This is a genomic window from Promicromonospora sp. NPDC110617 (assembly GCF_055598465.1).
This window is the reverse complement of record NZ_JBVKBM010000002.1, coordinates 1,130,514-1,156,475: the sequence shown is the minus strand read 5'-3', so window position 1 is coordinate 1,156,475 and position 25,962 is coordinate 1,130,514. Positions and strand designations below refer to the sequence as shown.

The 25,962-nt window shown below is 73.8% G+C and carries 26 protein-coding genes; 20 read left to right on the top strand and 6 right to left on the bottom strand.

What is annotated here, in order from left to right; all coding sequences use genetic code 11:
- Positions 1-128 precede the first annotated feature (128 nt).
- Genes uraD through ACZ7LE_RS15905 form a run of 9 tightly spaced genes read left to right on the top strand, consistent with a single transcriptional unit; the run spans position 129 to position 10,353 of the window.
- On the top strand, positions 129-659 hold the full coding sequence (gene uraD, locus ACZ7LE_RS15945; protein WP_470404224.1) for a 2-oxo-4-hydroxy-4-carboxy-5-ureidoimidazoline decarboxylase: 531 nt from the start codon (positions 129-131) through the stop codon (positions 657-659).
- Entirely contained in the window at positions 656-949 is a 294-nt protein-coding gene (locus ACZ7LE_RS15940; protein ID WP_470404223.1) for a hydroxyisourate hydrolase, read from the top strand. The genes uraD and ACZ7LE_RS15940 overlap by 4 nt, the downstream gene beginning before the upstream one ends.
- Positions 950-1,897, top strand: a complete 948-nt coding sequence (gene pucL / locus ACZ7LE_RS15935; protein ID WP_470404222.1) for a factor-independent urate hydroxylase — start codon at positions 950-952, stop codon at positions 1,895-1,897.
- Complete coding sequence (allB, locus tag ACZ7LE_RS15930; protein WP_470404221.1) at positions 1,894-3,330, top strand: allantoinase AllB; 1,437 nt, start codon at positions 1,894-1,896, stop codon at positions 3,328-3,330. Before pucL ends, allB begins: the two co-directional genes overlap by 4 nt.
- Entirely contained in the window at positions 3,327-4,604 is a 1,278-nt protein-coding gene (locus tag ACZ7LE_RS15925; RefSeq protein WP_470404220.1) for a pyridoxal-phosphate-dependent aminotransferase family protein, read from the top strand. The genes allB and ACZ7LE_RS15925 overlap by 4 nt, the downstream gene beginning before the upstream one ends.
- Positions 4,601-5,860: an allantoate amidohydrolase gene (locus ACZ7LE_RS15920; protein ID WP_470404219.1), complete on the top strand. Its 1,260-nt coding sequence runs from the start codon at positions 4,601-4,603 to the stop codon at positions 5,858-5,860. The genes ACZ7LE_RS15925 and ACZ7LE_RS15920 overlap by 4 nt, the downstream gene beginning before the upstream one ends.
- Positions 5,857-6,693: a MurR/RpiR family transcriptional regulator gene (locus tag ACZ7LE_RS15915; RefSeq protein WP_470404218.1), complete on the top strand. Its 837-nt coding sequence runs from the start codon at positions 5,857-5,859 to the stop codon at positions 6,691-6,693. The genes ACZ7LE_RS15920 and ACZ7LE_RS15915 overlap by 4 nt, the downstream gene beginning before the upstream one ends.
- Positions 6,694-6,703: 10 nt before the next feature.
- Positions 6,704-7,582: an FAD binding domain-containing protein gene (locus ACZ7LE_RS15910; protein ID WP_470404217.1), complete on the top strand. Its 879-nt coding sequence runs from the start codon at positions 6,704-6,706 to the stop codon at positions 7,580-7,582.
- On the top strand, positions 7,579-10,353 hold the full coding sequence (locus tag ACZ7LE_RS15905; RefSeq protein ID WP_470404216.1) for a molybdopterin-dependent oxidoreductase: 2,775 nt from the start codon (positions 7,579-7,581) through the stop codon (positions 10,351-10,353). Before ACZ7LE_RS15910 ends, ACZ7LE_RS15905 begins: the two co-directional genes overlap by 4 nt.
- Here ACZ7LE_RS15905 and ACZ7LE_RS15900 read toward each other — a convergent pair.
- On the bottom strand, positions 10,316-11,323 hold the full coding sequence (locus tag ACZ7LE_RS15900; RefSeq protein ID WP_470404215.1) for a DUF2332 domain-containing protein: 1,008 nt from the start codon (positions 11,321-11,323) through the stop codon (positions 10,316-10,318). The two genes, ACZ7LE_RS15905 and ACZ7LE_RS15900, sit on opposite strands and share 38 nt — an antisense overlap.
- Before the next feature lie 220 nt (positions 11,324-11,543).
- Between ACZ7LE_RS15900 and ACZ7LE_RS15895 the strand changes: the two genes are divergently transcribed.
- From ACZ7LE_RS15895 to ACZ7LE_RS15845, 11 genes are all read left to right on the top strand, one after another.
- On the top strand, positions 11,544-12,062 hold the full coding sequence (locus ACZ7LE_RS15895) for a nucleoside deaminase (protein WP_470404214.1): 519 nt from the start codon (positions 11,544-11,546) through the stop codon (positions 12,060-12,062).
- 148 nt (positions 12,063-12,210) lie between these two features.
- On the top strand, positions 12,211-13,257 hold the full coding sequence (locus ACZ7LE_RS15890) for an ABC transporter substrate-binding protein (RefSeq protein WP_470404213.1): 1,047 nt from the start codon (positions 12,211-12,213) through the stop codon (positions 13,255-13,257).
- A gap of 2 nt (positions 13,258-13,259) precedes the next feature.
- Entirely contained in the window at positions 13,260-14,123 is an 864-nt protein-coding gene (locus tag ACZ7LE_RS15885; RefSeq protein ID WP_470404212.1) for an ABC transporter ATP-binding protein, read from the top strand.
- The gene (locus tag ACZ7LE_RS15880) at positions 14,116-14,898 is read left to right on the top strand and encodes an ABC transporter permease (protein WP_470404211.1); all 783 of its coding nucleotides are present in this window, start codon (positions 14,116-14,118) and stop codon (positions 14,896-14,898) included. The genes ACZ7LE_RS15885 and ACZ7LE_RS15880 overlap by 8 nt, the downstream gene beginning before the upstream one ends.
- Positions 14,895-15,737, top strand: coding sequence for an ABC transporter permease (locus ACZ7LE_RS15875; RefSeq protein WP_470404210.1), 843 nt, complete (start codon positions 14,895-14,897; stop codon positions 15,735-15,737). The genes ACZ7LE_RS15880 and ACZ7LE_RS15875 overlap by 4 nt, the downstream gene beginning before the upstream one ends.
- Positions 15,738-15,740: 3 nt before the next feature.
- Complete coding sequence (locus ACZ7LE_RS15870; protein WP_470404209.1) at positions 15,741-16,325, top strand: nucleotidyltransferase family protein; 585 nt, start codon at positions 15,741-15,743, stop codon at positions 16,323-16,325.
- 99 nt (positions 16,326-16,424) lie between these two features.
- Positions 16,425-17,732 (top strand): cytochrome ubiquinol oxidase subunit I, encoded by a 1,308-nt coding sequence (locus ACZ7LE_RS15865; RefSeq protein ID WP_470404208.1) that lies wholly within the window; start codon positions 16,425-16,427, stop codon positions 17,730-17,732.
- A complete protein-coding gene (locus ACZ7LE_RS15860) occupies positions 17,729-18,484 on the top strand; it encodes a cytochrome d ubiquinol oxidase subunit II (RefSeq protein WP_470404207.1) in 756 nt (251 codons plus the stop codon). Before ACZ7LE_RS15865 ends, ACZ7LE_RS15860 begins: the two co-directional genes overlap by 4 nt.
- Positions 18,485-18,567: 83 nt before the next feature.
- Positions 18,568-19,197: a hypothetical protein gene (locus ACZ7LE_RS15855; protein ID WP_470404206.1), complete on the top strand. Its 630-nt coding sequence runs from the start codon at positions 18,568-18,570 to the stop codon at positions 19,195-19,197.
- 63 nt (positions 19,198-19,260) lie between these two features.
- A complete protein-coding gene (recO, locus tag ACZ7LE_RS15850) occupies positions 19,261-20,007 on the top strand; it encodes a DNA repair protein RecO (RefSeq protein WP_470404205.1) in 747 nt (248 codons plus the stop codon).
- Positions 20,007-20,804, top strand: coding sequence for an isoprenyl transferase (locus ACZ7LE_RS15845; RefSeq protein WP_470404204.1), 798 nt, complete (start codon positions 20,007-20,009; stop codon positions 20,802-20,804). The genes recO and ACZ7LE_RS15845 overlap by 1 nt, the downstream gene beginning before the upstream one ends.
- Positions 20,805-20,919: 115 nt before the next feature.
- Here the strand turns inward: ACZ7LE_RS15845 and ACZ7LE_RS15840 are convergent, their stop codons facing one another.
- The 5 genes from ACZ7LE_RS15840 to ACZ7LE_RS15820 form a co-directional block, all read right to left on the bottom strand.
- A complete protein-coding gene (locus ACZ7LE_RS15840) occupies positions 20,920-21,972 on the bottom strand; it encodes an iron-siderophore ABC transporter substrate-binding protein (RefSeq protein WP_470404203.1) in 1,053 nt (350 codons plus the stop codon).
- 187 nt (positions 21,973-22,159) lie between these two features.
- On the bottom strand, positions 22,160-22,957 hold the full coding sequence (locus tag ACZ7LE_RS15835; protein WP_470404202.1) for an ABC transporter ATP-binding protein: 798 nt from the start codon (positions 22,955-22,957) through the stop codon (positions 22,160-22,162).
- Positions 22,954-24,015 carry a FecCD family ABC transporter permease gene (locus ACZ7LE_RS15830; RefSeq protein ID WP_470404201.1) on the bottom strand — a complete coding sequence of 354 codons (1,062 nt, stop codon included), beginning with the start codon at positions 24,013-24,015 and terminating at the stop codon, positions 22,954-22,956. The genes ACZ7LE_RS15835 and ACZ7LE_RS15830 overlap by 4 nt, the downstream gene beginning before the upstream one ends.
- Complete coding sequence (locus ACZ7LE_RS15825; RefSeq protein WP_470404200.1) at positions 24,015-25,061, bottom strand: FecCD family ABC transporter permease; 1,047 nt, start codon at positions 25,059-25,061, stop codon at positions 24,015-24,017. Before ACZ7LE_RS15825 ends, ACZ7LE_RS15830 begins: the two co-directional genes overlap by 1 nt.
- A gap of 100 nt (positions 25,062-25,161) precedes the next feature.
- A complete protein-coding gene (locus ACZ7LE_RS15820) occupies positions 25,162-25,704 on the bottom strand; it encodes a hypothetical protein (RefSeq protein WP_470404199.1) in 543 nt (180 codons plus the stop codon).
- Positions 25,705-25,962 lie beyond the last annotated feature (258 nt).

The window sequence follows — 25,962 nt, the reverse complement described above, 5'->3', positions numbered from 1 at the left end:
TCGGTGCATGCGGCCTGATGCGCCGAGCAACCCTACGTTCGGCGTGATCAGCGGTGTCGCGGCGAAGATTTACGGATCTGAAACTCGTGTGCCACTCGCAAATCGCGTTGAAACCGTAGATTTGTCTCATGGACCTCGCGACGTTCAACACCCTGTCCCCGTCCGACGCCGCGGCGGCCGTCCGCCCGTGCGCCGACGTCGGCTCCTGGGTCGACGCGGTGGTGGCCGGCCGCCCCTACCTGCGGCGGGACCAGCTCCTGGTGCATGCCATGCGGTCCGCCGCCGACTGGGGGGCCGCCGACGTCGACGCGGCCCTGGCGCACCACCCGCGGATCGGCGAGCGCGCCACGGGCGACAGCGCCGAGGCGCGGCTGTCCCGCACCGAGCAGCCCACAGCGGCCGAGGCGACGGCCGCCCGGATCGCCGAGGGCAACGTCGCCTACGAAGCGCGGTTCGGCCGCATCTTCCTGGTCCGTGCGGCGGGCCGCACCGCGGAGCAGATCCTCGAGAACCTGACCGAGCGGCTGGCCAACGACCCCGCGGACGAGGCGCTGGTGACGGCGGAGCAGCTGCGCCAGATCGCCCTGCTGCGGCTGGAGGCCCTCGTCGAGGAGTTGGCCGGGGCGCCGGCCACCCCGGACCCGGCGGTGACGCCATGAGCACCGCCTCGACCCACGTGTTGGACGCCGCCCGCGGCCTCCCGGCCGCCGGCCTGGCGGTCTCGCTGGGCACCCGGCAGGCCGTGACCGACGACGACGGCCGCATCGCCTGGGGAGAGGTCACGCCCGGCCGGCACGTCCTGACCTTCGCCGCGGGCGACTGGTTCGCGGCGCAGGGCCGCGACACGTTCTTCGGGCAGGTGCTGCTCGATGTCGTGCTCGGACCCGAGCACACGCACGTCGCGCTACTGCTGAGCCCGTTCGCCTACACCACCTACCGGGGGAGCTGAATGTCGATCGTCCTGGGGCCCAACCAGTACGGGAAGGCGGAGGTGCGGCTGGTGCGCGTCGACCGCGACACCGCACGGCACCGCATCACCGACCTGAACATCACCTCACAGCTCCGCGGGGACTTCCGGGCCACGCACGAGTCCGGGGACAACACGGGCGTCATCGCCACCGACACGCAGAAGAACACGATGTACGCGTTCGCGCGGGACGGCGTCGGGTCGCCGGAGGCGTTCCTGCTGCGGCTCGCCCGGCACTTCCTCGCCGAGCCCCAGGTCACGGGCGGGCGCTGGCGCGCCGAGCAGTACGGCTGGGAGCGCATCGCGACGGGCACACCGGGTGCCGACGGCGGGTCGGGTACCGCCGACGGCGGGCCGGGCCACGATCACGCGTTCGTCCGCGGCGCCGCCGAGCGCCGCACGGCGCTCGTGCACGCCGACGACGCCGGCCTGACGCTGCTCGCAGGACTGAGTGACGTCACGGTGCTGAAGTCCACCGGGTCGGAGTTCGCCGGGTTCCCGCGCGACCGGTACACGACGCTCCCCGAGACCGACGACCGCATCCTCGCGACCGACGTCACCGCCTGGTGGCGCTACGACACGTCGTTCGCCGAGGCCGCGACGCCGGCGGACCACGACGAGCGGTTCGCCGCCGTCCGCGCGCTGCTGCTGACCACGTTCGCCGAGCTGCACTCCCTGGCGCTGCAGCAGTCCGTCCACGCGATGGGCAAGGCCGTGCTGGAGGCGTTCGACGACATCGCCGAGATCCGGCTGTCGTGCCCCAACAACCACCACTTCCTCGTGGACCTGGAGCCGTTCGGGCTGGACAACCCCGGCGAGGTGTTCTTCGCCGCCGACCGGCCCTACGGCCTCATCGAGGCGGCCGTCCAACGGTCGGAGAACGCTGGACCGGAGCACCCCGTGTGGTCCACGATCGGAGGGTTCGTATGAGCGTGGTCCTCGCGTCCGAGCGGGTGCTGGTCGAGGGCGAGCTGCGCCCTGCTGTGCTGCGCCTCGACGGCGACCGCATCGACCAGGTGTGGTGGGGCACGTCCGACCCCGACGCCGTGCTGAAGCCCGCCGACGACCTGTTCGGCGAGGTGCTCGGCGCCACCCCGGAGCCGCCGCCGGAGGTGGTGCGCCTGGGCGACCAGGTGGTGCTGCCCGGCGTCGTCGACACGCACGTGCACGTCAACGAGCCCGGCCGCACCGCGTGGGAGGGCTTCGCGTCCGCGACCCGCGCCGCCGCGCTCGGCGGCGTCACGACGATCGTCGACATGCCGCTCAACTCGCTGCCGCCCACCACGAACGTCGCCGCGCTGGAGACCAAGCGCGCCGCGGCCGAGGCGGTCCGTGACCGCGGCGAGCTGCACTGCGACGTCGGCTTCTGGGGCGGCGCGGTGCCCGGCAACGTCGAGGACCTGGAGCCCCTCTGGGACGCCGGCGTCTTCGGGTTCAAGTGCTTCCTCGCCGACTCGGGCGTGCCCGAGTTCCCGCCGCTCGGCCCGGACGAGCTGGTGGCCGCCATGGACCGGATCGCGCGGTTCGGCGGGCTGCTCGTCGTCCACGCCGAGGACGCGGCGGCGCTCGCGGCCGCGCCGCAGCGGCCCGGCCGCGCCTACGCGGACTTCCTGGCCTCGCGCCCGCACGACGCGGAGACGACGGCGATCGCCGGGCTGCTCGACGCCGTCCGCGAGACGGGCACGCCCACCCACGTGCTGCACCTGTCGTCCGCGCGGGCGCTCGACCTGTTGCAGGAGGCGAAGGACGAGGGGCTGCCCGTCACCGTCGAGACCTGCCACCACTACCTGGTGCTCGACGCCGAGCACGTGCCCGACGGCGACGCCGCGTTCAAGTGCTGCCCGCCCATCCGCGACCGCGGCAACCAGGACGCCCTCTGGGACGGGCTGCGCGCGGGCATCATCGACTGCGTGGTCAGCGACCACTCGCCGGCCACCGCCGAGGAGAAGTCCGGCGGCAGCCGGCCCGGCGAGACGGACCTGCAGGCCGCCTGGGGCGGCATCTCCGGCCTCCAGGCGGGTTTCCTCGCCCTGGCCGACGCCGCCCGGCACCGGGGCGTGCCCCTGTCCGAGGTGTCCCGCTGGACCTCGGCGAACACCGCCGCCCTCGTGGGCCTGGACCGTGGCAAGCGCCCGCGCGGCGTCATCGCCGAGGGAGCCGCGGCCGACCTGCTGGTCTACGACCCCGCCGCGTCCACCACCTTCCGCGCCGCCGAGATGGCGCACAAGAACAAGATCAGCGCGTACGACGGCCTGACGGTCCAGGGCGCCGTCGTCCCGCTGGTCGAGCTCGCCGAGACCCGGGTCTCGGCACGCTCGACCGGCGCAGGGAGCCGGGGGACGCTGCTCAGGAGGCCCGCATGACCCAGATCCACCCGCCCGCGCGTCTCCTCATGGGCCCCGGGCCCGTCGACGCCGACCCGCGCGTGCTGCGCGCCATGGCCGCACCGCTCGTGGGCCAGTTCGACCCGTTCATGACCGACACCATGACCGAGGCGATGACCCTGTGGCGCACCGTCTGGGACACCGCCAACGAGCAGACGCTGCTCGTGGACGGCACGTCCCGCGCGGGCATCGAGGCGGCGCTCGTGTCCCTGCTGGAGCCGGGGGACCGGGTGCTGGTGCCCGTGTTCGGGCGGTTCGGGCACCTGCTCGCCGAGATCGGCGCCCGGGCAGGGGCCGAGGTGCACACGATCGAGGCCGCGTGGGGCAGCGTCTTCGCACCGGACCAGATCGAGGACGCCGTGCGCCGCGTGCGGCCCCGCCTCCTCGCCGTCGTGCACGGGGACACCTCCACGACCATGGCGCAGCCGCTCGCCGACCTGGGCCGCATCGCCCACGAGCACGACGCGCTGCTGTACGTCGACGCCACGGCCACGCTGGGCGGCAACCCGTTCCACACCGACGAGTGGGGCATCGACGCCGCGACCGCCGGGCTGCAGAAGTGCCTGGGCGGCCCGTCGGGCAGCGCGCCGGTGACCCTGTCGCCCGCCGCGGTGGCCGCGATCGACCGGCGCCGGCACGTCGAGGCCGGGATCCGCACCGCCGACGACGTCGCGCCGCACGGCGTGCCCATCCAGTCCAACTACCTCGACCTCGCGCAGATCATGGAGTACTGGGGCCCGCGCCGCCTCAACCACCACACCGAGGCCACGTCCATGCTCTACGCCGCGCGCGAGTGCGCGCGGCTCCTGGTCGCCGAGGGCATGGCCTCGGCCGTCGACCGGCACGCGCAGCACGGCGCCGCGATGCTGGCCGGGGTGCGCGGGCTGGGCCTGGAGGTGTTCGGCGACGTCGCCCACAAGATGCACAACGTGGTCGCCGTACGCATCCCCGAGGCCGTGGACGGCGACGCCGTCCGCGGCGGCCTCCTGGACGACTTCGGCATCGAGATCGGCACCTCCTTCGGCCCGCTGCACGGCGTGGTGTGGCGCATCGGCACCATGGGCTTCAACGCCCGCCGCGACGCCGTCCTGACCACGCTCGCGGCCCTGGAGCACGAGCTGCGCCGGGGCGGGTTCCACGCCCCGGCGGGCGGCGGCGTCACGGCGGCGCTCGCGGCGTACGACGCCGCCGGCCACGGTGGTTTTCACGACCCGGTCCCCGACACCGCCGTCGCGAGGGAGGCACGCCTGTGACCGAGATCGGCACCACCGCCTGGGTCATGGCCCGGTGCGACGACCTGACGCGGCACTCCGCGCGGCCGGACGCACTGGAGCGGGTGTACCTCTCGCCCGAGCACTCCGCCGCGAACACCGCGGTGCGGGCCTGGATGCTGGACGCCGGCCTCGACACCGAGACCGATGCCGCCGGGAACATCTGGGGCCGCCGCGCCGCCGACGGCACGCCCCAGCGCCCCGGCACCCCGGGTGAGCCCGCGCTCGTGCTCGGCTCCCACCTCGACACCGTGCCCGACGCCGGGCGCTACGACGGGATGCTCGGCGTGGTGCTCGCGATCGCCGTCGCGCACCGGCTGCGCGACACGATCCTGCCGTTCGCGCTGGAGGTCGTGGGCTTCTCCGACGAGGAGGGCACGCGGTTCGGCAAGGCGCTGCTCGGGAGCTGCGCGGCGTCGGGCCAGTGGGACCCCGCCTGGTGGGACCAGGCCGACGCCGACGGCGTGACCCTGCGCGAGGCGTTCCTGCGGTTCGGCCTGGCTCCGGACCGGGTGGGCGACGCCGCCCGCAACCCCGCTGACCTGGTCGGATACCTCGAGGCGCACATCGAGCAGGGGCCGGTGCTGGAGGCCGAGGGACTGCCGCTCGGGTACGTCACGACCATCGCCGGGGCGCGGCGGTTCGTGCTGACCGTCACCGGCGAGGCCCGGCACGCGGGCGGCACGCCGTTCGCCCGACGCCGGGACGCGCTGGTCGCCGCGGCGCACCTCGTCACGCGGATCGAGGAGCTGGCCCGGGCGACCGACAGCCTCGCCACCGTGGGCGACCTGCACGTCGAGCCGGGCGCCGTCAACGTGATCCCCGGCCGGGCCGAGCTGACGCTCGACCTGCGCGGCCGCACCGATGCGGGCCGCGACGCGCTGTGGGAGCGGATCGCCGCCGCCGGGCGGGAGATCGCCGACGCGCGGGGCGTCACGTTCGAGCACACGGAGACGCACCGGGCGCCGTCGACCACCTGCGCCCCGCGGCTGATCGAGGCCGTGGCGTCGGGCATCGCGGAGGCCACCGCGACGTCGTCGGACCCGCTCGGGCTCTGGAGCCCGGCCGGCCACGACGGCATGGCGATGGACGCCGTGACCGACGTCGGCATGCTGTTCCTGCGCTGCCGCGACGGGATCAGCCACCACCCCGACGAGCACGTGGACGCCGAGGACGTGGGCGTGGCCCTGGACGCGTACGCCGCCGCGGTGCTGGCACTGGCGAAGGAGCTCGGATGACGTCGCTCGCGGACCGCCCGCTCGAGGACCGGATCGCCGCCGGCTACCGGGACCTGTCCCCGCAGGAGCGTCGCGCCGCGGACGCCCTGCTCGATCACCTCGGCGATCTCGGCACCTATCGCGCCACGGAGCTCGCCGCCCTGGCCGGCGTCTCCAAGGCGACGATGAGCCGCCTGTTCCGCAAGCTCGGCTACGAGGACTTCGAGGGGCTGCGCGAGGACCTGCGCACCCAGCGCGGGCGCGGCCTGCCGATCGCCGTCGATCCCTCCCCCGGGCTGCGCGAGCGGCTGGAGCAGGAGGTCAAGAACCTGGAGAAGGTCTACGCGGCGCTCGACGACGGCATGCTCGACCAGATCGCCGACGCGCTCGCGACCGCGCGCGACGTCGTGGTCGTCGGCCGGCGCGGTTCGCTCGGCCCGGCGACCCAGCTCCGGCGCAACCTGATCCAGGTGCGCGGGCGCGTGCACCTGGCGCCCGGCCCCGGGCAGTCGCTCGCCGACGACCTCGTGGGGCTGGGCCCCGACGACGTGGTCGTGGTGGTCTCGATCCGCCGGCACGCGTTCCGGGTGGGCGAGATGGTCGAGGCCCTGCTGGCCGACGGCGTCCGCGTGCTGCTGCTCGCCGACACCAGCCTGCGGCACCTCGCCGGCAGCGTGACCTGGTGGATCGAGTGCCCCATCGCGACCGAGGGCGCGTTCGACTCGCTGGTCGCGCCGGTCAGCGTCGTGGCGATGCTGTCCGACCGGGTGCACGAGGTGCTCGACGGCGCGGGCGCGCGCGTCGAGGCGATCGACGCCCGGTACGAGCTGCTCCGCGAGATCGACGAGAGGTGACCCGCGCCCCATGGATCTCGACCTCGACACCGTGCGGGTGGCGCGGACCCGCGCCGACTGCGTGCTGCGGCCCGGTGAGGCGTTCCTCGGCGGGGGCACGTTCCTGTACTCGGAGCCCGTGCCCGTTGATGTGACCGGGCTGGTGGACCTCACGGGTCTCGGCTGGGAGCCGTGGTCCGTGGACGGGTCCGGGCTCCGGGTGGCCGGCACGTGCACGCTGGCGGAACTCGTGGCCGGGCCGGGGTCGCTCGGCTCGCCCGGGCCCTACCGCGGGCTCGGGATCGTGGGGGACTGCGTCTCGGCGCTGTCACTGTCGGCGAAGGTGGCGCGGACCGCGACGGTCGGCGGCAACCTGGCGCTCGGCCTGCCCGCCGGGTCGATGGTCGGGCTGTTCGTGGCGCTCGACGCCTGGGCGGTGGTCTGGCTGCCGGGCCGGGACGCCGGCTCGCGCGAGGTCGCCGTGGCCGACCTGGTCACGGGTGCGGGCGTGGTCGCCCTGGACCCGGGGGAGGTGCTCCGCGAGGTGCGGGTGCCCGCCGCGGCGCTCGGCGCACGGACAGCGTTCCGGCGGGCGTCGCTCACGCCGACCGGCCGGACGGCGGCCATGGTGACGGGTCGGGCCGTCCCTGACGGGGCGGACGGGGCCGACGGGGCTGGGCCGCGGCGCATGGTGCTCGCCGTGACCGCGTCGGTGCCGGTCCCCGTGCTGGTCGAGGTAGCTCCGGGGGCGCACGACGACCTGGACCGGTTCATCGACGAGGTCGGCAGGGCCCGCCTGGCCGGCACGATCGGCTGGTTCGAGGACACCCACGGCACCGCCGACTGGCGTGCTGCGATGACCCGGCGCCTGGCGCACGAGGTGCTCGACGAGCTGGGCGGTGACGCATGAGGATCGACGGCGCCGACGTCACGGCCGAGCCCCGGCCCGGCCAGTGCCTGCGCACGTACCTGCGCGAGCAGGGCACCACGTCCGTGAAGAAGGGCTGCGACGCGGGCGACTGCGGCGCGTGCACCGTGCTGCTCGACGGCGCCCCCGTGCAGTCGTGTCTGATACCGGCCCATCGGGCGGTCGACGCCGAGGTGGTCACGGCGGCAGGGCTCGGCCGGTTCGGGCCCGGCGGGGACCCGGACGCCGACGAGGAGGAGCTGCACCCCGTGCAGCGCGCGTTCGTCGAGGCGGCCGGTTTCCAGTGCGGCTTCTGCACGGCCGGCATGGTCTGTACGGTCGCCGGCTCGACCAGCGCCGGCTCGACCGACGAGCTCCTCAAGGGCAACCTCTGCCGCTGCACCGGGTACCGGTCGATCCGCGACGCCATCGCCGGGCACGTGAACACCGAGGTGGCGGAGCCAGGCCAGGCGTTCGGACGCGCCGTCGTCGCGCCCGCCGCCGCCCGCGTGGTGCGCGGCCGCGAGCCCTACACCCTGGACGAGCCCGAGCCGCCCGGCCTCCTGCACGTCGCGGTGCTCGGCAGCCCGCACCCGCACGCCCGGATCACTCGCATCGACGCAACGGCGGCCCGGGACGCGCCCGGCGTGCACCTGGTGCTCACCCACCACGACGTGCCCGGCACGCTCTACTCGACCGGGCGGCACCAGAGCCGGCTCGACGACCCCGACGACACCCGGATCCTCGACCCCGTGCTGCGGTTCGTGGGCCAGCGGGTGGCCGTCGCCGTGGCGGAGACGCCCCGGCAGGCGCGCGCGGCGCTCGATCTGGTGACGGTCGAGTACCAGGTGCTGCCCGCCGTCTTCGAGCCCGAGGCCGCGCGGAGCCCGGGCGCACCCCTGCTGCACCCGGAGAAGACACCCGCCGAGCACCGCGTCGCGGAGGCGGGCCGCAACGTCGTCGTCCAGATCCACGAGGAATACGCCGAACCCGGGCAGCACGGCGTCGAGGCGGCGCTCGCGGCGTCGGCCGCGAGCGTGACCGGCACCTGGACCACCGGGCGCGTCAACCACGTGGCGCTGGAGACCCACGGCGCACGGGCCTGGCTGGAGCCGGGCTCCGGCGCGGACCGCACCGGGACCGACGGCCCCGTGCTGCACGTGCGCACCTCCACGCAGGTGCCGTTCCTCGTGCGCGACGAGCTCGCGCGGCTCCTGGACCTGCCGCAGGACCGGGTGCGCGTGGTCGCGGGACGGGTGGGCGGCGGGTTCGGCGGCAAGCAGGAGCTGCTCGTCGAGGACGTCGTGGCCCTCGCGACCCTGCGCACCGGGCGACCCGTGCAGTGGGAGCTCACGCGCGAGCAGCAGTTCACGACCGTGCCGTGCCGGCACCCGTTCCGCGTCGCGGTGCGCGCCGGGGCGTCCGCGAACGGCGAGCTGACGGCGCTCGCGATCGACGTGCTGGCGGACACCGGCGCCTACGGCAACCACGCGCCCGGTGTGCTGTTCCACGGCGTGCACGAGTCCATGGCCGTGTACCGCGCGCCGAACAAGCGGGTCGACGCCGAGTCGGTCTACACCAACAACGTGCCGTCCGGGGCGTTCCGCGGGTACGGGCTGGGGCAGGTGCAGTTCGCGATCGAGGGCGCGCTCGACGAGCTCGCCGCGCGGCTGGGCCTCGACCCGGTCGAGCTGCGCCGCCGCAACGTCATCCGCCCGGGCGACCCCTTCGTCGTCGGCCAACCGGTGGACGGGGACCTGGAGTACGGGTCCTACGGGCTGGACCAGTGCCTCGACCTCGTCGAGGACGCGCTGGCCTCGGGCCGGGGCGAGGCGGCCCCGGAGGGCTGGGCCGAGGGGCGCGGGGTGGCGCTCGCGATGATCGCGACCATCCCGCCGCGCGGGCACTACACGCACGCCCGGGTCACGGTCGCGGAGGACGGCGGCTTCGTGGTCGACGTCGGCACCGCCGAGTTCGGCAACGGCACCACGACGGTGCACGCGCAGCTCGCCGCGACGGAGCTGGGCGTGCCGGTCGAGCGGGTGCGGGTGCGTCCGTCGGACACGGCGACGTCCGGCTACGACACGGGCGCCTTCGGCTCGGCGGGCTCGGTCGTCGCGGGCCTGGCGGTCGCGCGCGCCGCCGCCGCCCTCCGCACTCAGTTGTTGAGTGCTGGATATTTGCGCCCTCGGAACGATTCGAGAGCGCAAATACCCAGCACTCAACGAGCGGGGGTGGCGGGGGTGGTGGGGTTGTCGGCCGAGGCTGTTCATGACGGGTCGCCTCGGTCCGTGGCGTTCAACGTGCACGGGTTCCGGGTGGCCGTGCAGCGGGAGACCGGGGCGGTGCGGATCCTGCAGTCGGTGCAGGCCGCGGACGCCGGCGTGGTGATCAACCCCGAGCAGCTCCGCGGGCAGATCGAGGGCGGCGTGGCCCAGGCGATCGGCACGGCGCTCACCGAGCGCATGGTGGTGCGCGACGGCGTGGTCGTGACCGACCGGCTGCGCCACTACCGGGTGCCGCAGATCGCGGACGTGCCGCCCACCGAGGTGCGGTTCGCCGACACGGTCGACCGGCTCGGGCCACGCGGCGCGAAGTCGATGAGCGAGGCCCCGTACAACCCGGTCGCCCCGGCGCTGGCGAACGCGATCGCCGACGCGACCGGCGTGCGCCCCCGTGACCTGCCGATGCAGCCCGACCGGCTGTGGCGCCTGTTCGGCCCGCACCCCTCGGGCGCTACAGCAGCCGCACCGACCGGCCGTGCGGGTCGGTGAGTGCCACCGGTTCGCCGTCCCGGGCCAGGATGAACTGCGGGTCGGTGCCCGCGGGGAGCCGGGCCGCGACGTCGGGCAGCACGGTCCAGCCCTCGTTGCTCAGCCAGACGACGCCGCGTGTGCGCCGCAGGTGCTCCATCGTGCCGGTGAACTCGGCCAGCTCGGCCGGGGTCAGGTAGTAGAGCACCGCCGAGTTCTGCACCACCACCGTGGCGTCGTCCGGTGCGGCGGCGACCAGGTCGGCGACGCCGGTCAGGAGGTCGCCCCGGACCAGGTGCGGCGGGTCGGCAGCGATCACCCGGGCGGACGCGCGCAGCGTCTCGACGCGGTCGCCGTGCTCGGGCCAGACGAGCGCTTCCAGCCAGGCCAGGTCGTCCGGGTCGCGCACGTCGAGCGGGTTGAGGTCGAGGCCGGCACGCCACACGACGTCGGGCAGCCGGGAGGGGGCCGGACCCTGGACGGCACCGGGCAGCCGGGCGGGGACCGGCCCCTGGATGTCGCAGGGGAGCAGCACCTCGCTCGGGCCGTCGGCCGGGTCGAGCCGGGTGCGGACGCCGTCGGGTGACGTGTACAGGTAGGAGTACCGGTCGGGGTAGAGGCACAGCCCCGCCGACGCGCCCACCTCGACGAGCGCGACCGGCCCGTCGATCGCCGCCAGCGTGGGCACGAGCGTGGCGCAGCGCCTGGGCTCGTTGGTCTGTGTGGCCCGGGCCCGCATCTCGCGCTCGACGTCGGGCCAGGCGGCCAGCAGCCAGGACCGCAGCCCGGCCCAGCCGCCCGCCGGCGCCCCGACCAGCCGCGCTGCCGCGAACAGCAGGTTGGGCTGCCGCTTGGGCTCCGGCAGCGTGTCGAGCAGGGCGCACACCTCCGGGTCGGCGGCGACGCCGAGCGCCCAGTCCTCGTAGGTGGGGGAGCCGCCGTTGCGAGCCTGGCTCCCGGCGAACTGCGCGTAGACGGCGGCGGTGTCCATGCGGCACACGCTAGCGACCGGCCACCTGGGGGACCGGCCCGAAAATGAGATCGGTCCGTCGCATCGAGATCGGTCCATCGATGGACCGATCTCGATGCGATGGACCGATCTCGATCCCGGGTCCGAGCACAGGGGACCGAGCACTCCCGGCGAAACAGACGTTTCGACCAGGTGACCTCCTGGGAACGCCGTTGAAACGCAGCGGTGCGAGCATCGAAGGGTGACCAGCCCACGCCAGACCTCCGGCACACCGTCCCGCGCGTCCGTCAGCCCCGAGGACGCCGCGTGGCTCGCCCGCGCCGTCGAGGTCGCGTCCCGGAACGTGGCCGACGGCGGTGGCCCCTTCGGGGCCGTCGTCGTGCGCGACGGCGCCGAGGTCGCGGCCGCCGGCAACCGGGTGACCCGGGACCTCGACCCCACCGCGCACGCCGAGGTGGTGGCGATCCGGGCGGCCTGCCAGGAGCTCGGCACCTTCTCGCTGGCCGGGACCACGCTGTACGCCTCGTGCGAGCCGTGCCCGCTGTGCCTGTCCGCCGCGCTCTGGGCCCGGGTGGACCGCGTGGTGTTCGCCGCGGACCGGCACGACGCCGAGCGGGCGGGCTTCGACGACCGTGAGTTCTACGAGCTGCTCGACCGCGACCGGTCGACGTGGCCCCACCCCGTCGTCGAGCACCGGATCGAGCGGGCCGGGGAGCCCTTCGAGGCCTGGCGCGAGCACACCACGCGCGTCCCGTACTGAGGCGCGCGCAGCGGTTCACCCGGTGCGGGGGCACGTTTAACGGCCGTGTAACCGGCCGACGTGAGGCGTGAAACCGCAGGTCCCTAGCGTCCTGGGCAACGAGACGCGGGTTTCGTCCCGCGCACCCAGCACACCAGGAGAACCACTCATGATGCTTTCCCGTCCTGGGCGCGCGCTGCGCCTGACGGCCGTCGCGGCCGCCGCCTCGCTCGCTCTCGCGGCCTGTGGTTCCGGCGACGACGCCCCCGCCGAGGGGGAGGGCCTGGGCGACCTCACGGTCCAGCTCTCCTGGATCAAGAACGCGGAGTTCGCCGGCGAGTTCATGGCCGACAGCAAGGGCTACTACGCGGACGCCGGCTTCGGCGACGTCACGTTCAACGCGGGCCCGGGCGCCACGGAGAACCTGGTGGCCTCCGGCAAGGCCGACTTCGGCCTGACCAACGCCGTCACGGTGGGCCAGGTCGTGGCCAACGAGGACGCGCCGATCAAGATCGTCGGCACCACGTTCCAGAAGAACCCGTTCACCATCCTGTCCCTCAAGGACGGGGCGGACATCGAGACGGTCGAGGACCTCAAGGGCAAGAAGATCGGCGTGCAGGACGGCGGCAACGGCCTGCTGTTCGCCGCGCTCCTGGCGGCCAACGGCCTCACGGAGGACGACGTCGAGATCGTGCCGGTGCAGTACGACCCGCAGCCCCTGGTCAACGGCGAGGTCGACGGGTTCCTCGCGTACGTGACCAACGAGTCGATCATCGTCTCGTCGCAGGGCGAGGAGGTGACCAACCTGCTGTTCGCGGACAACGGCCTGCCGTTCGTCGCCGAGTCGGTCATCGCCACCGACGAGACCATCGCCGAGCGCCCCGAGGTGGTCAAGGCGTTCCTGGAGGCCGAGATCAAGGGCTGGACCGACGCCTGCGCCGACCTGGAGGAGGGCGCGCGGCTCGCCGTCGAGGAGTACGGGGCCGACCTGGACCTCGACCCGGCCAAGGAGGTGGAGCAGAACACCATCCAGTGCGAGGAGCTGATCAACACGGACGAGACCGCGGGCAACGGCATCTTCACGATCAGCGACGAGCTCCTGGCGCAGAACATGGCCACGTTCGAGGCGGCCGGGATCGACGCCGCCCAGGAGGACGTGTTCGACCTGTCGCTCCTGCAGGAGCTGCTCGACGAGCAGCCCGAGCTCAAGGGCTGACCGTGGTCGACCAGTCCGTCACGCAGGTCCCGACCGGCGCCGGCCCCGCCCCGGAGGGCGGGGCCGGCACCGGCCTGCACGTCGAGCACCTGTCCAAGTCGTTCGGCTCCGGCCGCCGCACGGTGACCGCGCTCGACGACGTCACGCTGCACACCGACCAGGGCAGCTTCCTGTCCCTCCTGGGCCCGAGCGGCTGCGGCAAGTCCACGATCCTGCGGATCCTCGCGGGTCTGGAGGCGTCGACGTCGGGCACCGCGAAGGTCGACGGCAAGGATCCGGCGCGCCTGCGGGCCGGCCACGAGCTCGGCATCGCGTTCCAGGACGCCGCGCTGCTGCCGTGGCGGTCGGTCGAGTCCAACCTGCGCCTCCCGTTCCAGGTCTCGGGGCAGCCCGTGGACCACGACCTCGTGGCCGAGCTCATCCGGCTGGTCGGCCTGGGCGGCTTCGAGAAGGCGCGGCCCGCGCAGCTCTCGGGCGGCATGCGCCAGCGCGTCTCGATCGCGCGCGCCCTGGTGGTCAAGCCCTCGGTGCTGCTGCTCGACGAGCCGTTCGGGGCGCTCGACGACATGACCCGCCAGCGGCTGAACCTGGAGCTGCTGCGCATCTGGACCGAGAAGCCGGCCACGACCCTCATGGTCACGCACGGCATCTCGGAGGCGATATTCCTCTCCGACCAGGTGGCGGTCATGAGCCCGCGGCCCGGCCGGATCAAGGAGGTCATCGAGGTGGACCTGCCCCGCCCGCGCCTGCCGGAGATGATGCGCACCCCCGAGTTCCACGCGCTGCACGACCGGGCGTCGGAGCTCCTGTTCACCGCCGACGCCGCCCTCGACGCCGCCCGCGACGACACGGCCCGCGATGCCTGACCGCGCCCGCACCTGGCTCGGCGGAGCGGCGGGCCTGGCCGCCCTGGTGGCGCTGTGGTGGCTGCTCGCGGTCACGGCCTTCGACGGCTCGTCCATGCCGACGCCGCCCGGCGTGCTGCGCCAGTACGCCGCCGACGGCTGGGCCTTCTACGCCGACAACTTCGCCGGCACGGTGGTCGAGGCGCTGATCGGGTTCGCGTGGGGCAACGGCCTGGCGCTCGTGCTCGCGGCCCTCGTGCTGCTGACGCCGCGGCTCGAGCCCGTGATCTCGCAGGTCGCGGTGATCAGCTACTGCGTGCCGACCATCGCGATCCTGCCGATCCTCTACATCGTGCTCGGTCCGCCGGACCCGGGCGACCCGTCGCCCACGGCGGTCGTCCTCGCGGCCCTGTCCGTGTTCTTCACGACCGTCGTCGGGGCCGTGCTCGGCTTCCGGTCCGCCGACCGTGCCGCGCTCGACGTGGTGCGCGTCTACGGCGGCGGCCGCTGGCGCCAGCTCGTCACGGTCCAGCTCGTGTCCGCGCTGCCGGAGATCGTCAGCGCCCTCAAGATCGCCGCGCCGGCCGCGTTCCTCGGGGCGATCCTGGGGGAGTACATCGGCGGCGTCGACCGCGGCGTCGGGCCCGCGCTCGTCGCCGCCGGCCAGGGCCTCATGGTGGAGCGCGCCTGGGGCATCATGTTCGCCTGCGCCCTGGTGGCGGGCCTCGGGTACGCCGCGTTCGGCCTGCTGGGCCGGGTCGCGGTGCCGTGGTCGACCGGTGGAGGACGACGATGAGCGAGGTCTCGACGAGCTCGACCCGCGGCAGGGACTCGGCCCGCCGCGGGGGCGCCGGACGTGCGCTCGTGGCCGGCCTCGGCCGGGCGGTCAGCACGGCGCTGCTCATGGCGGCGGTCCTCACGGTCGTCTGGGTCGTCTCCGTGGCCCTGGTCGACAACACCTTCGTTGCCAAGGGCCCCGCCGAGGTCCACGAGTTCCTCTTCACGGCCGACGACGCAGCCGGGACCCGCGCCCAGATCCTCGCCGCGCTCGGCGTCACGCTCGGCGACGCGGCCCTCGGCTTCGCCGCGGGGATGGTCGCCGCGACGCTCGCGGCGGCGCTCATCGTGCTGTCCCGGCCCGTGGAGACCGCCGTCATGCCGGTCGCCCTGATCCTGCGCGCCGTGCCGCTCATCGCGCTGACCCCGATCATCCGCCTGCTGTTCACCGACGAGGTGGTGCGAGTGGCGGTGGTCTCCGGCATCGTGGTGCTGTTCCCCGCGCTCGTGAACATCGTGCAGGGCCTGCGGTCCGTGTCCGCACAGCTGACCGACGTCGTGCACGTGTACGGTGGCGGGCCGGTGGCCCTGCTGTTCCGGGTCGCCTTCCCCTCGGCGCTGCCCGCGCTGTTCGCCTCGGTCCGGATCTCCGTGCCCGGCGCCATCACGGGCGCGCTGCTGGCGGAATGGCTGATCACCGGCGAGGGGATCGGCAGCATGGTGGTCAACGCGGTAGGACGGTCGGAGAACAACCTCGTGTGGGCGTGCGTCCTGGTGGTCACGCTCGCGTCGCTCGTGCTCTACCTGGCGGCGCAGGTCATCGAGTCGTTCGTCCTCGCCCGATACGGACGGAGCTGATCCATGGACGGCAGGTACGGCACCACGGCGGTCGGCGTCGTGCTCGCGGCCGGCGCCGGCACCCGGTTCGGCATGCCCAAGGCGCTCGCCCGGGCCGACGGCGGCACGCCCTGGCTCGAGCTTGCCTGCCAGGCCCTGGTCGACGGCGGGTGCGCCGACGTCGTCGTGGTGCTCGGTGCGCGGGCCGACGAGGCCGAGCGGCTGGCGCTGTCCGACGCGACGTCCGTGGTCGCCGACGAGTGGGAGAGCGGCCTCGCGGCCTCGCTGCGCACCGGCCTCGCCTCGGCCCAGGAGACAGGGGCGGACGCCGCCGTCGTCTCCCTCGTGGACCTGCCCGGCCTCCGGGCGGACTCCGTGCGCCGCGTGCTGAAGCCGTTCGACGAGCCCGACGCCGCCCGCCACGCCCTCGCCCGGGCCACCTACGACGGCCGCCCCGGGCACCCCGTGCTGCTGGGCCGCGAGCACTGGGCGGCGCTCGCCGGCTCGGTGCGCGGGGACACGGGCGCCGGGCAGTACCTGCGGGCGCACGGCGCCGTCGGCATCGACTGCACCGACCTGGGCGGCGGCGACGACGTCGACCGGAGGTAGGGACAGCCCCACCACCGGGCTAGGGGTCATCCCTGACCTTTCCCCGGTCCTGCCCGAATCCTGTCGCCGCGACCGGTTCGGCTACGTAGTCTCGGGAACGTGGAGGCCTCGGAACTCGCCCGCCTGCAGTTCGCGCTGCTGGCCGCAGTGCACTTCCTGTTCGTGCTGCTCACGCTCGGGCTCGGTCCCGTGGTGGCGATCTTCAACACGCGCTGGGCACGCGCCTCGGGCGACCGCGCCGTCGTCTTCGAGAACGCCACCCGGTTCTGGGGGCAGATCTACCTCGTCAACTACGCGCTCGGCATCGCCGCCGGGATCGTGCTGGAGCTCCAGTTCGGCCTGCACTTCCCGGGCCTGCTCGACGTCGCCGGCGAGGTCTTCGGCGCGCCGCTGGCCGTGGAGACCCTCGCCGCGTTCTTCCTGGAGTCCACCCTGCTCGGCCTGTGGGTGTTCGGCTGGCACCTGTTCCCGCGCGCGCTGCACGCCGCGATCTTCTGGGCCGTGGTGCTGACCGGGTACGCCTCGGCCTTCGCCGTGATGGTCGCCAACGGGTTCCTGCGCAACCCCCTCGGGTACGTGCTGGAGGGCCCGGCCGGCGACCAGGTCGCTCGCATCACCGACGTCGGGGCGCTGGTCACCAACCCCGCGGCGCTCCTGTCCGGCCTGCACGTGGTGGGCGCCTGCCTCATGGCCGGCGGGTTCGTGCTCGTCGGCGTCTCGGCGTGGCACCTGCGGCGCAGCGGCGGCGGCCTCCGCCTGCCGACCGGCCCCGACGAGGACCTGTGGCGGTACTCCCTGCGGGCCGGCATCTGGACCGGCGTCGTCGGGGTGCTGTTCGCGCAGGGGTTCGGCTACGCGCAGTTCGGCTACATCGAGGGCGGCTTCGGCCAGAACCCCGCCGTCGGCGTGCTCCTCGAGGTCATGATGCGCACCGCCGACCTCGTCTTCCTCGGCGCGCTCGTGCTCCCCTTCCTGCTCATCGCGGGCGCCCTGTTCCGCATGCGGGGCCGCCGCGCCCTCTACGTGGTGCTCACGGCCCTGCTGCCCCTGCCGTTCGTCGTGGGGCTCGCGGGCTGGCTCGTGCGCGAGCTGGGGCGGCAGCCGTGGGTCGTCCAGGGGGTGCTGCGGGTCGACGAGGTGACCTCCGACCAGTCCGCGCGCGCCGTCCTGGTCTCGCTCGTCCTGCTCGTCGGGCTCATGGTCACGCTCGCCGTGCTCGACTGGTGGGTGCTGAGCCGGCTGGCCCGCGCGGGGACCGACCGGCTCGTGCTGGGCGCCGCCCCGGGCGACGTCCTGCGCGACGACGGCGCGGGCGACGAGGTGCTGCTCCGGTTCGGGGCGCCCGACGACGGGACGCGCGGCGACGGGGCCCACGGCGCCGGACCCGAGCCGGAGGGCGCCCGATGAACGCGGCGGCGTGGGCCGTGCTCCTGACCGTGCTGCTGGTCGGCTGGGTGGTGCTCGACGGCGCCGTCCAGGGCGCGGGTGCGACCCTGCTCCAGGAGCGCGGCCCGGACGGGAAGGACCGGCGCCGGGACCCCGCGCAGCGCCGCGTCGTGCTCGGGGCGGTCGGCCCGGTCCTGCTGCCGGGCGAGGTGTGGCTCGTGGCGGCGCTCGGCGTGCTGGTGGGCGTGTTCCCGCACGCCGAGGCCGAGCTGCTGGGCGCCGGGTACCCCGTGGCGCTCGTGCTCGTCGGGTCCTGGGCGCTGCGGGACGCCGCGATCTGGCTGCGCAGCCGCCGTCCGGGCAACGTGTGGCGGGACGCGTGGGACGTGGTGCTCGTGGTCGCCAGCATCGCGCTGGCCGGGAGCTGGGGCGCGCTGCTCGGCGTGGCCTGGGGGAGCGGCCTGGCCGCGCTGGCCCTCGGCATCGCCGCGGTGGTCGTCACGCGCCTGCACGGGGACGCCCTGGTCGCGTGGCGGCTGCGCCGCACCGGCCCGCTGCCGGTGGCCGTCACCTCGGTGATGATCGCGGCCCCCGTCGTCGGCACGGCGATCGCGGCCTGGCCGCGCCTGGTCGGCGGCGCGGTCTCCGAGGAGACGATGGCGGCGCTCGGCGTCGTCGCGCTGGTGGTGCTCCCGCTGGTCCTCGCGCTGCAGGTGGCCGCCTGGTGGCTCGTCTCCCGGCCGCTGGACCGCCGCGACACGCTCTTCTTCTGACGGTCCGCACCGCCGGAACTTAGGTCTCGAAACGGACGTATCGCCCCAGAGGTCGACGAGATGCCGGTAAAGTCCTACCTACCATGACCATGAAGAACCGCATCGTCTGCGCGCTGCTGGGCGCCCTGGCGTTCGCCATCGCGACCCTGCTCCTGCCGTGGCTCCCGGACGCGCTCGTGGGCCTGCTCGGGACCGGCGGCGTGCTGCTGTTCCTGGCCGCCCTCGTGCTGCCGACCAACACCCGGCAGCCGCCCGTGCACAGCCTCGCGATCCTCGACAAGGGGTACCTGACGCCCGCCGAGATCCACCAGATCCTCGGGATCTGGCTGCCCACGGGCAGCGCCGCCCTGGAGGCGCGGGACGCGCAGTGGACGGTCGCCCGGCACGTCGCCAAGTGGCGCGCCGACCACGTGGTCAACGTGATGGACTACCACGGCGTGGTCGCCGAGCGCCGGGTCGACATGCTCTCGGTGGTGCAGTGGGTCGGCATCCAGCTCCTGCCCGCGTTCCTCGGCCTGATCTTCCTGATCCCCACCCTGGCGCTCACCGGCTTCGGCAAGATCGGCATCAACTTCCTCCAGACGCTCCTGCTGTTCGTGATCTGGGGCGGCGTCGCGCTGCTGGCGCGCTGGATCCTGGAGAAGCACGTGATCCACCGGTTCGTGTGGGAGCCGGAGCTGACGCCGGACGGGACCAGGTTCGTCGAGCGGTGAGGTCTCGACAGGCTCGACCCGCGGGTGTGCCTGGGTGTCGGTGACTGGGGGCAGAATGGCTCTGTGCCCCTGTACCGAGACGACGCGATCGTGCTGCGCACCCAGAAGCTGGGCGAGGCGGACCGCATCGTCACGTTCCTGACGCGCGAGCACGGCAAGGTGCGCGGGGTGGGCAAGGGCGTGCGGCGCACGTCGTCGAAGTTCGGGGCGCGCCTGGAGCCGTTCATGGCCGTCGACGTGCAGCTCCACACCGGCCGCAGCCCGCGGCCGGGCATGGGGCTCGACACGGTCACGCAGGTCGAGACCATCGGCGCGTACGCCCGGTCCATCAGCGAGGACTACGGCCTGTACACGGCCGGCACCGTGATGCTGGAGGCCGCCGACCGGCTGGTCGCGGCGGAGCACGAGCCCGCGGTGCAGCAGTACTGGCTGCTCGCCGGCGGGCTGCGGGCCCTGTCCGAGCGGCACCACGACGCCGGCCTGGTGCTCGACTCGTACCTGCTGCGGGCGCTCGCGGTGGCCGGCTGGGCGCCGTCGTTCGAGGACTGCGCGCGCTGCGGCGAGCCCGGGCCGCACCACTCGTTCAACGTGGCGCAGGGCGGCGCCGTCTGCCCGCGCTGCCGGCCGCCGGGTTCCACGGCGCCCGCGCCCGAGACCTTCGCCCTGCTGTCCTCGTTGCTCGCGGGCGACTGGGCGACCGCCGACGCGTCCGACGCGCGGCACCGCAAGGAGGCGAGCGGCATCGTCGCCGCCTACGGCCAGTACTACCTGGAGAGAACGTTGCGATCGTTGAAGATGGTGGAGCGCTGATGGCCCGGAACACCGGCCGGGAGCTGGTCAAGCCGTTCCCGCACCCGTCCGGCGAGCAGGCCCCGCGGATCCCCAAGGAGTTCCTGCCGCGCCACGTCGCCGTCGTCATGGACGGCAACGGGCGCTGGGCCAACGCGCGCGGGCTGCCGCGGATCGAGGGGCACCGGGCGGGCGAGAACTCGCTGCTCGACGTCGTCGCGGGCGCCGTCGACGTGGGCGTCGAGTACGTCTCGGCGTACGCGTTCAGCACGGAGAACTGGAAGCGCTCGCCCGAGGAGGTGCGCTTCCTGATGAACTTCACGCACGAGGTCATGAAGCGCCAGTGCGACGTCATGGCGTCGTGGGGCGTCCGGATCCGGTGGGCCGGACGTCGGCCCAAGCTGTGGAAGTCCGTGATCGACGTGCTGCTGGAGGCCGAGGAGCGCACCAAGGACAACGACCTCTGCACGCTGACGATGTGCGTCAACTACGGCAGCCGGGCCGAGCTGGCCGACGCGGCCGCGGCCATGGCCCGGGACGCCGCCGCGGGCAGGCTGGACCCGAAGCGCATCACCGAGAAGACCGTGCAGAAGTACCTCTACCTGCCCGACGTGCCCGACGTGGACCTGTTCCTGCGCTCGTCGGGCGAGCAGCGCACGTCGAACTTCATGCTGTGGCAGGCGGCGTACGCCGAGATGGTGTTCCTCGACGAGCCCTGGCCCGACGTCGACCGCCGGCACCTCTGGCACGCCGTCGAGGAGTACGCGAAGCGCGACCGCCGCTACGGCGGGGCGCTCGACAAGCCCACCGCGAAGTAGAAGACCCCTCGCTGGTCGAGCTTGCCCCTTCGCTGGTCGAGCTTGTCGAGACCTGGGTAGGTCTCGACAAGCTCGACCAACGAGAGGGGCTCGACCGGCGAGAGGCGGCAGCGCGTTACTTGTTCAGCGTCTCCGCCAGGGCGTCGATCAGCTTGGGCATGCCCTCCGGGTACTCGACCGAGAGCGCCGTGGGCGGCGAGACGGCCGAGACCGCGACGGTGCCGACCTGCTGCGCGACCATGCCGTTCTTGACGGCGGGCAGGGCCTGGAGCTCCTTCTTGTCGGGGAGCGCCGCGGCCTCCTCCTCGGTGTACGTGTAGGCCACGACGAGGTCGGACTCGAGCTTGTCGAGCTCCTCGTACGACAGCGTGTAGAAGAACGAGCCGTCGTCGGGCGCGAGCTCCTCGACGGCCGGGGCGGTCTCGAAACCGAGGCCCTCCAGGAAGCCGGCGCGCGGGTCGCCCGCCCGGTAGACGTAGATGAGGCCCTCGGCGGCCGAGTCGACGATCGCCGCGACCGTCTTGCCCTCGAACTCGGGGTGCGCCTCGGCCTGCTCGGCCAGGTACGCGTTGATCTCCTCGACCTTCGCCTCGCCCGCGGCGCTGCGGCCCAGGGCGTCGTCCGTGGCGGTGATGATCTCGTCCCACGGCGTCTGCCAGGGCGTCTCCGGGTACGCGACCGTCGGGGCGATCTCGCTGAGCAGGTCGTACTGCTCCTGCGTGAGGCCCGAGTACGTGGCGATGATGACGTCGGGCTCTGCGGCCGCGAACTCCTCGTAGGGCACCGTCGCGCCGGCCTCGGCGTCGGTGAGCACCGTGGGGTGCTCCACGCCGGCCTCGTCGTAGGCGTCCTCGACCCACGGGAGCAGGTTGCCCTCGCCGACGGTCCAGGTCTGCTCGGCGACGGCGACCGGGAAGACGCCCGCCGCGATGGCGGCCTCGGTCGAGCCCCAGCCCCACGTGGCCACGCGCTCCGGCGCGGCCTCGATGGTGGTCTCGCCGAGCGCGTGCTCGATGGTCAGGGGGAACTCGTCGGTCGCGCCGGAGGTGCTGGCGGACGGCGTGGCGGCGTCGCTGCCGGCCGGCTCTTCGGACGCGCAGCCGGCGAGGGCGAGGGCGGACGCGGCGACGAGGCCGACGGCCGCTGCGAGGGATCGGCGAGGTCGCACGGTTTCTCCCGGGGTGATCAGTCGAACGACCGGCGGGCGCCGGCCGAGATGAGGTAACCCTAACCACAATAGATCACGGTGATGTTGCGAAAATGCGGGAGGTCCGCGTGAGGTAAACCACTGGTGCACACCGCGGGTCGAGCCTGTCGAGACCTGGTTTCGACAAGCTCAACCAGCGAGGGGGGGCTCAACCGGCGGAGGAATGGAAACGGCCCACCGGGACCACGAGCGGGGAGCCCGCCACGGGGTCGGGCACGACCTGGGCGCGCAGCCCGAACGCCTCGTCGACCACCTCGCGGGTCAGCACGTCGGACGGCAGTCCCTCGGCGACGATCCGGCCGGCCGACATCACGACCAGGTGGTCGGCGTACCGGGCGGCGAGGTTGAGCTCGTGCAGCACCATCGCGACCGTGGTCCCCTGGTTCCGGTTCAGCTCCGTGAGCAGGTCCAGCAGGTCGAGCTGGTGGCGGACGTCGAGGAACGTGGTCGGCTCGTCGAGCAGCACGATGTCGGTCTGCTGCGCCAGCACCATCGCGATCCACACGCGCTGCCGCTGCCCGCCCGAGAGCTCCGCGACGGGCCGGTCCGCGAGCTCGGCGACGCCGGTGGACTCCAGTGCGGTGGTGACCACGGCGTCGTCGTCGGAGGAGTGGCGGCCGAACCAGCCCTGGTGCGGGTACCGGCCGCGGGCGACGAGCTCGGCGACCCGCACGCCGTCCGGCGCGATCGACGACTGCGGCAGCATGCCGACCTTGCGGGCCAGCTCCTTGCGCGGCATCTGCGTGATGTCGGCGCCGCCGAGCGTGATGCGGCCGCCGTCGAGCGGGTGCAGGCGGGCCAGTCCGCGCAGCAGCGTGGACTTGCCGCAGGCGTTCGGCCCGACGACGGCGGTGATCTTGCCGTCGGGCAGCGTCAGGTCGAGGTTCTCGATGACCTTCAGGCCGTCGTAGCCCAGGCTGACGCCCTCGGCGCGCAGGTTGGTCATCGGCTCCTCTTCTCGGTCGTGGCGAGCAGCCACAGCAGGTAGGGGGCGCCCACGAGCCCCGTGACGATCCCGACGGGAGCAGCGACGCCGAGCAGCCCGTGCTGCGCGATGACGTCCGCGGTCAGGGTCAGGGCGGCGCCGGTCGCGGCCGATGCGACGAGGGCGGCCCCGCCGTCGTTCACGAGGCGGCGCGCGATGGCGGGCGCGACCAGCGCGACGAACGCGATGGGGCCCGCGGCGCTGGTCGCGAGCGCGACGAGCGCGACGGCCAGCAGCAGCGCGCCGACCCGGGCGGCGTCGACGTGCACCCCCAGGGCGCGCGCGTTGTCGTCGCCGAGGGCGAGCGGCCCCTGCGTCCGCGAGAAGATCGCGACGACGGCGCACAGCACGAGGGTCCCGGCGGCGACGATCGTGAGCTGTTCGCCGCGGACGTCGGACACCGAGCCGACGGTCCAGATCAGGACCGCCGCCGCCTCGTGCTCCTGCGACCGGGCCATGGCCCAGGCGATCAGCGAGGAGCCCAGATACGCGAACCCGACGCCGACCAGCACGAACCGGATCGAGTGCAGGCCCTTGCGCCACGCCAGCAGCCAGATCGCGAGCGCGACGACGCCCGCACCCGCGAACGCCAGGCCGGACAGCGCGATGCCGCTCAGCCCGAGGACGAGCACACCGATCACGGCACCGAGGCTCGCGCCGGTGGAGATGCCCAGGATGTCGGGGGAGGCGAGGGGGTTGCGCAGGGTCGACTGGAAGAGGGCGCCGGCCAGGCCGAACGCGACGCCGACCACGACGGCCGCCTCGATGCGGGGCAGGCGGAGCTTCTGGATGACGAAGACGTCGCCCTTGTCGCCGAGGCCGAACGCACCGGCGATCGCCTGGCCCGGGCTGAGGCCGGCCGCGCCCATCAGGAGCGCCGCGGTCCCGGCGACCAGCACGACGAGCACCATCCCGGACACGACGAGCGCCTGCCGGCGACGGCGGAGGGTACGCAGGCCGCCGACGGTGGTGACCGTCGTGGTGGGGGCGGTGGCGGGCGCGGGTGCGGGTGCGGACATCAGGCCCCCACCACGTTCCTGCTGCGCGCCACGGCGACGAGCACCGGCGCGCCGAGCAGCGCCGCGACCACGCCGGCCTCGAGCTCGGATCGGGGTAGCACCAGCCGGCCGAGGACGTCCGCGGTCAGCAGCATCACCGGGCCCAGGAGGGCGCCGATCGCCATGACCCAGCGGTAGTCCGTGCCGACGAGGCGCCGGGCCGCGTGCGGCACCACGAGCCCGACGAGCGCGATCGGCCCCGCCAGCGACGTCGCGGTGCCCGCGAGCAGCACGATCGCGACGGCCGCGAGGGCGCGCGTGGTGCCGACCCGCTGGCCGAGCGCCGTGGCGACGTCGTCCCCGAGGGCCAGCATGTTGAGGCGGTGTGCGAGCATGACCGCGAGCACCAGGCCGATCACGATGAACGGCCACAGCGCCGTGACGGTGTCCAGGCCACGGCCCGTCAGGGAGCCGACGGACCAGAACCGGTACAGGTTGAACGCCTGCTGGTCGCGCAGCAGCACGAGGGTGATCAGCGGTGTGATCAGCGCGGTCACCGCGGCCCCGACCAGCGCGAGCCGCACCGGCTGGCCGTGTCCCACCGAGAACACGATCGCGGCGGCGACGGCGGCCCCCAGGAACGCGAACCAGACGTAGCCCAGCGGCGAGGTGATGCCCAGCAGCCAGACCGCGCACACGACCGCCAGCGACGCACCCGAGTTCAGGCCGAGCAGGCCGGGGTCGGCGATCGGGTTGCGGGTGACGCCCTGGATCAGCGTGCCCGCCGTGCCGAGCGCGACACCCGCCGCCAGGCCCACGATGGTGCGGGGCAGACGCTGCTCCAGCACCACGTCGTGGTCCATGAACCCGGCGACGGGTGCGGTCAGCGCTCGCCAGACCTCGGCCGGGTTGATGTCGCGGACGCCGAGCGCGAGGCTCGCCAGGACGACGAGCAGCAGCGCGGCAACCGCCGTGAGCAACGCGAACGTCCGACGTCGGGCACGCTGGGCTACGGCTTCCGCACCCTCACGGCGTCCCGCGGGCGCAGCCGCAGGTGAGGTAAGCATTGCCTAAGCATTTCACACGGTCCGGCATGGTCGGTACGTGCGCCCGGTCACCCTGCTCGGATGACCGGGCGGACCGCCGGGCAGGAACGAGGCGAGCCGGTCAGGAGTACGAGTCGCAGCCCCAGCCGTCGTTGTCGGCGTCGAGCGCGTGGTAGTCCTTGGTGCCGACCCAGACCGTCTTGCGGATGTCCTTGCAGTCGAGGTCGGGGTTGGTCGGCGAGACGGGGCACTGCCACCGGCCGGCCGAGTACACGCAGACGGAGTCGGCCCCGGAGTCGGCCCGGAACGTGCCCGCCTTGCCCGCGTACTTCACCGTCCACTTGCCGGAGCGCGACGCCGTCGCCTTGTACGTGTAGGCGCCGGTGCGCGTGGTCCGGACCAGGCCGATCTTCCGGGGCTTGTCCGGGCCCGACGGGTCGAAGGTCACCGTCAGGACCTTGGTCGTGGGCAGTGCTCGCCACTGACCGTCCTTCTTGTACTTGAGCGTCCCCTTGAGGGTGACCGTCTTGTTCTTCGCGACGGGCTCGGGCTTCGCGTCGAGCGTCACGTTCGTGGTGTAGACGGTCGCGGCCTGCGCGGGGGCCGACGCCGTGAGGGCGAGCGCGAGCACGCTCACCAGGGCGACGATGGTGCGGCGGATCATGGGGCCAACCTCTTCGGTGACTCGGGGTGCCCCCCGGACGGGGCACGCTACGAGTTCACAGACCCCGCTCAGCGCGCACTATGACCCGATTCGGGCCGACCTCACCCGGGTGAACCGACGCTGGGGCCGCGCGGGCTGCACGTCGGGGGCGGACAGGTCCCCTCCGGGGAAGAGCTCTGCCAGCTGGGTACGTAACGCAGAGCTACCACTGCTACGTCTCCGTTGCGCACCCGGCTGGCAGAGCTCTTCCCCGGAGAG

Excerpts from the sequence above, each read along its gene's own strand:
- ACZ7LE_RS15875 (WP_470404210.1), top strand. The coding sequence starts at position 14,895 with ATGAGCGAGGTCTCGACGAGCTCGACCCGCGGCAGGGACTCGGCCCGC.
- ACZ7LE_RS15845 (WP_470404204.1), top strand. The coding sequence starts at position 20,007 with ATGGCCCGGAACACCGGCCGGGAGCTGGTCAAGCCGTTCCCGCACCCG.
- ACZ7LE_RS15915 (WP_470404218.1), top strand. The coding sequence starts at position 5,857 with ATGACGTCGCTCGCGGACCGCCCGCTCGAGGACCGGATCGCCGCCGGC.
- ACZ7LE_RS15910 (WP_470404217.1), top strand. The coding sequence starts at position 6,704 with ATGGATCTCGACCTCGACACCGTGCGGGTGGCGCGGACCCGCGCCGAC.
- ACZ7LE_RS15820 (WP_470404199.1), bottom strand. The coding sequence starts at position 25,704 with ATGATCCGCCGCACCATCGTCGCCCTGGTGAGCGTGCTCGCGCTCGCC.
- ACZ7LE_RS15870 (WP_470404209.1), top strand. The coding sequence starts at position 15,741 with ATGGACGGCAGGTACGGCACCACGGCGGTCGGCGTCGTGCTCGCGGCC.
- ACZ7LE_RS15830 (WP_470404201.1), bottom strand. The coding sequence starts at position 24,015 with ATGTCCGCACCCGCACCCGCGCCCGCCACCGCCCCCACCACGACGGTC.
- ACZ7LE_RS15880 (WP_470404211.1), top strand. The coding sequence starts at position 14,116 with ATGCCTGACCGCGCCCGCACCTGGCTCGGCGGAGCGGCGGGCCTGGCC.
- ACZ7LE_RS15825 (WP_470404200.1), bottom strand. The coding sequence starts at position 25,061 with ATGCTTACCTCACCTGCGGCTGCGCCCGCGGGACGCCGTGAGGGTGCG.
- ACZ7LE_RS15900 (WP_470404215.1), bottom strand. The coding sequence starts at position 11,323 with ATGGACACCGCCGCCGTCTACGCGCAGTTCGCCGGGAGCCAGGCTCGC.
- pucL (WP_470404222.1), top strand. The coding sequence starts at position 950 with ATGTCGATCGTCCTGGGGCCCAACCAGTACGGGAAGGCGGAGGTGCGG.
- ACZ7LE_RS15905 (WP_470404216.1), top strand. The coding sequence starts at position 7,579 with ATGAGGATCGACGGCGCCGACGTCACGGCCGAGCCCCGGCCCGGCCAG.
- ACZ7LE_RS15890 (WP_470404213.1), top strand. The coding sequence starts at position 12,211 with ATGATGCTTTCCCGTCCTGGGCGCGCGCTGCGCCTGACGGCCGTCGCG.
- ACZ7LE_RS15860 (WP_470404207.1), top strand. The coding sequence starts at position 17,729 with ATGAACGCGGCGGCGTGGGCCGTGCTCCTGACCGTGCTGCTGGTCGGC.
- ACZ7LE_RS15940 (WP_470404223.1), top strand. The coding sequence starts at position 656 with ATGAGCACCGCCTCGACCCACGTGTTGGACGCCGCCCGCGGCCTCCCG.
- allB (WP_470404221.1), top strand. The coding sequence starts at position 1,894 with ATGAGCGTGGTCCTCGCGTCCGAGCGGGTGCTGGTCGAGGGCGAGCTG.
- uraD (WP_470404224.1), top strand. The coding sequence starts at position 129 with ATGGACCTCGCGACGTTCAACACCCTGTCCCCGTCCGACGCCGCGGCG.
- ACZ7LE_RS15925 (WP_470404220.1), top strand. The coding sequence starts at position 3,327 with ATGACCCAGATCCACCCGCCCGCGCGTCTCCTCATGGGCCCCGGGCCC.
- ACZ7LE_RS15835 (WP_470404202.1), bottom strand. The coding sequence starts at position 22,957 with ATGACCAACCTGCGCGCCGAGGGCGTCAGCCTGGGCTACGACGGCCTG.
- ACZ7LE_RS15855 (WP_470404206.1), top strand. The coding sequence starts at position 18,568 with ATGACCATGAAGAACCGCATCGTCTGCGCGCTGCTGGGCGCCCTGGCG.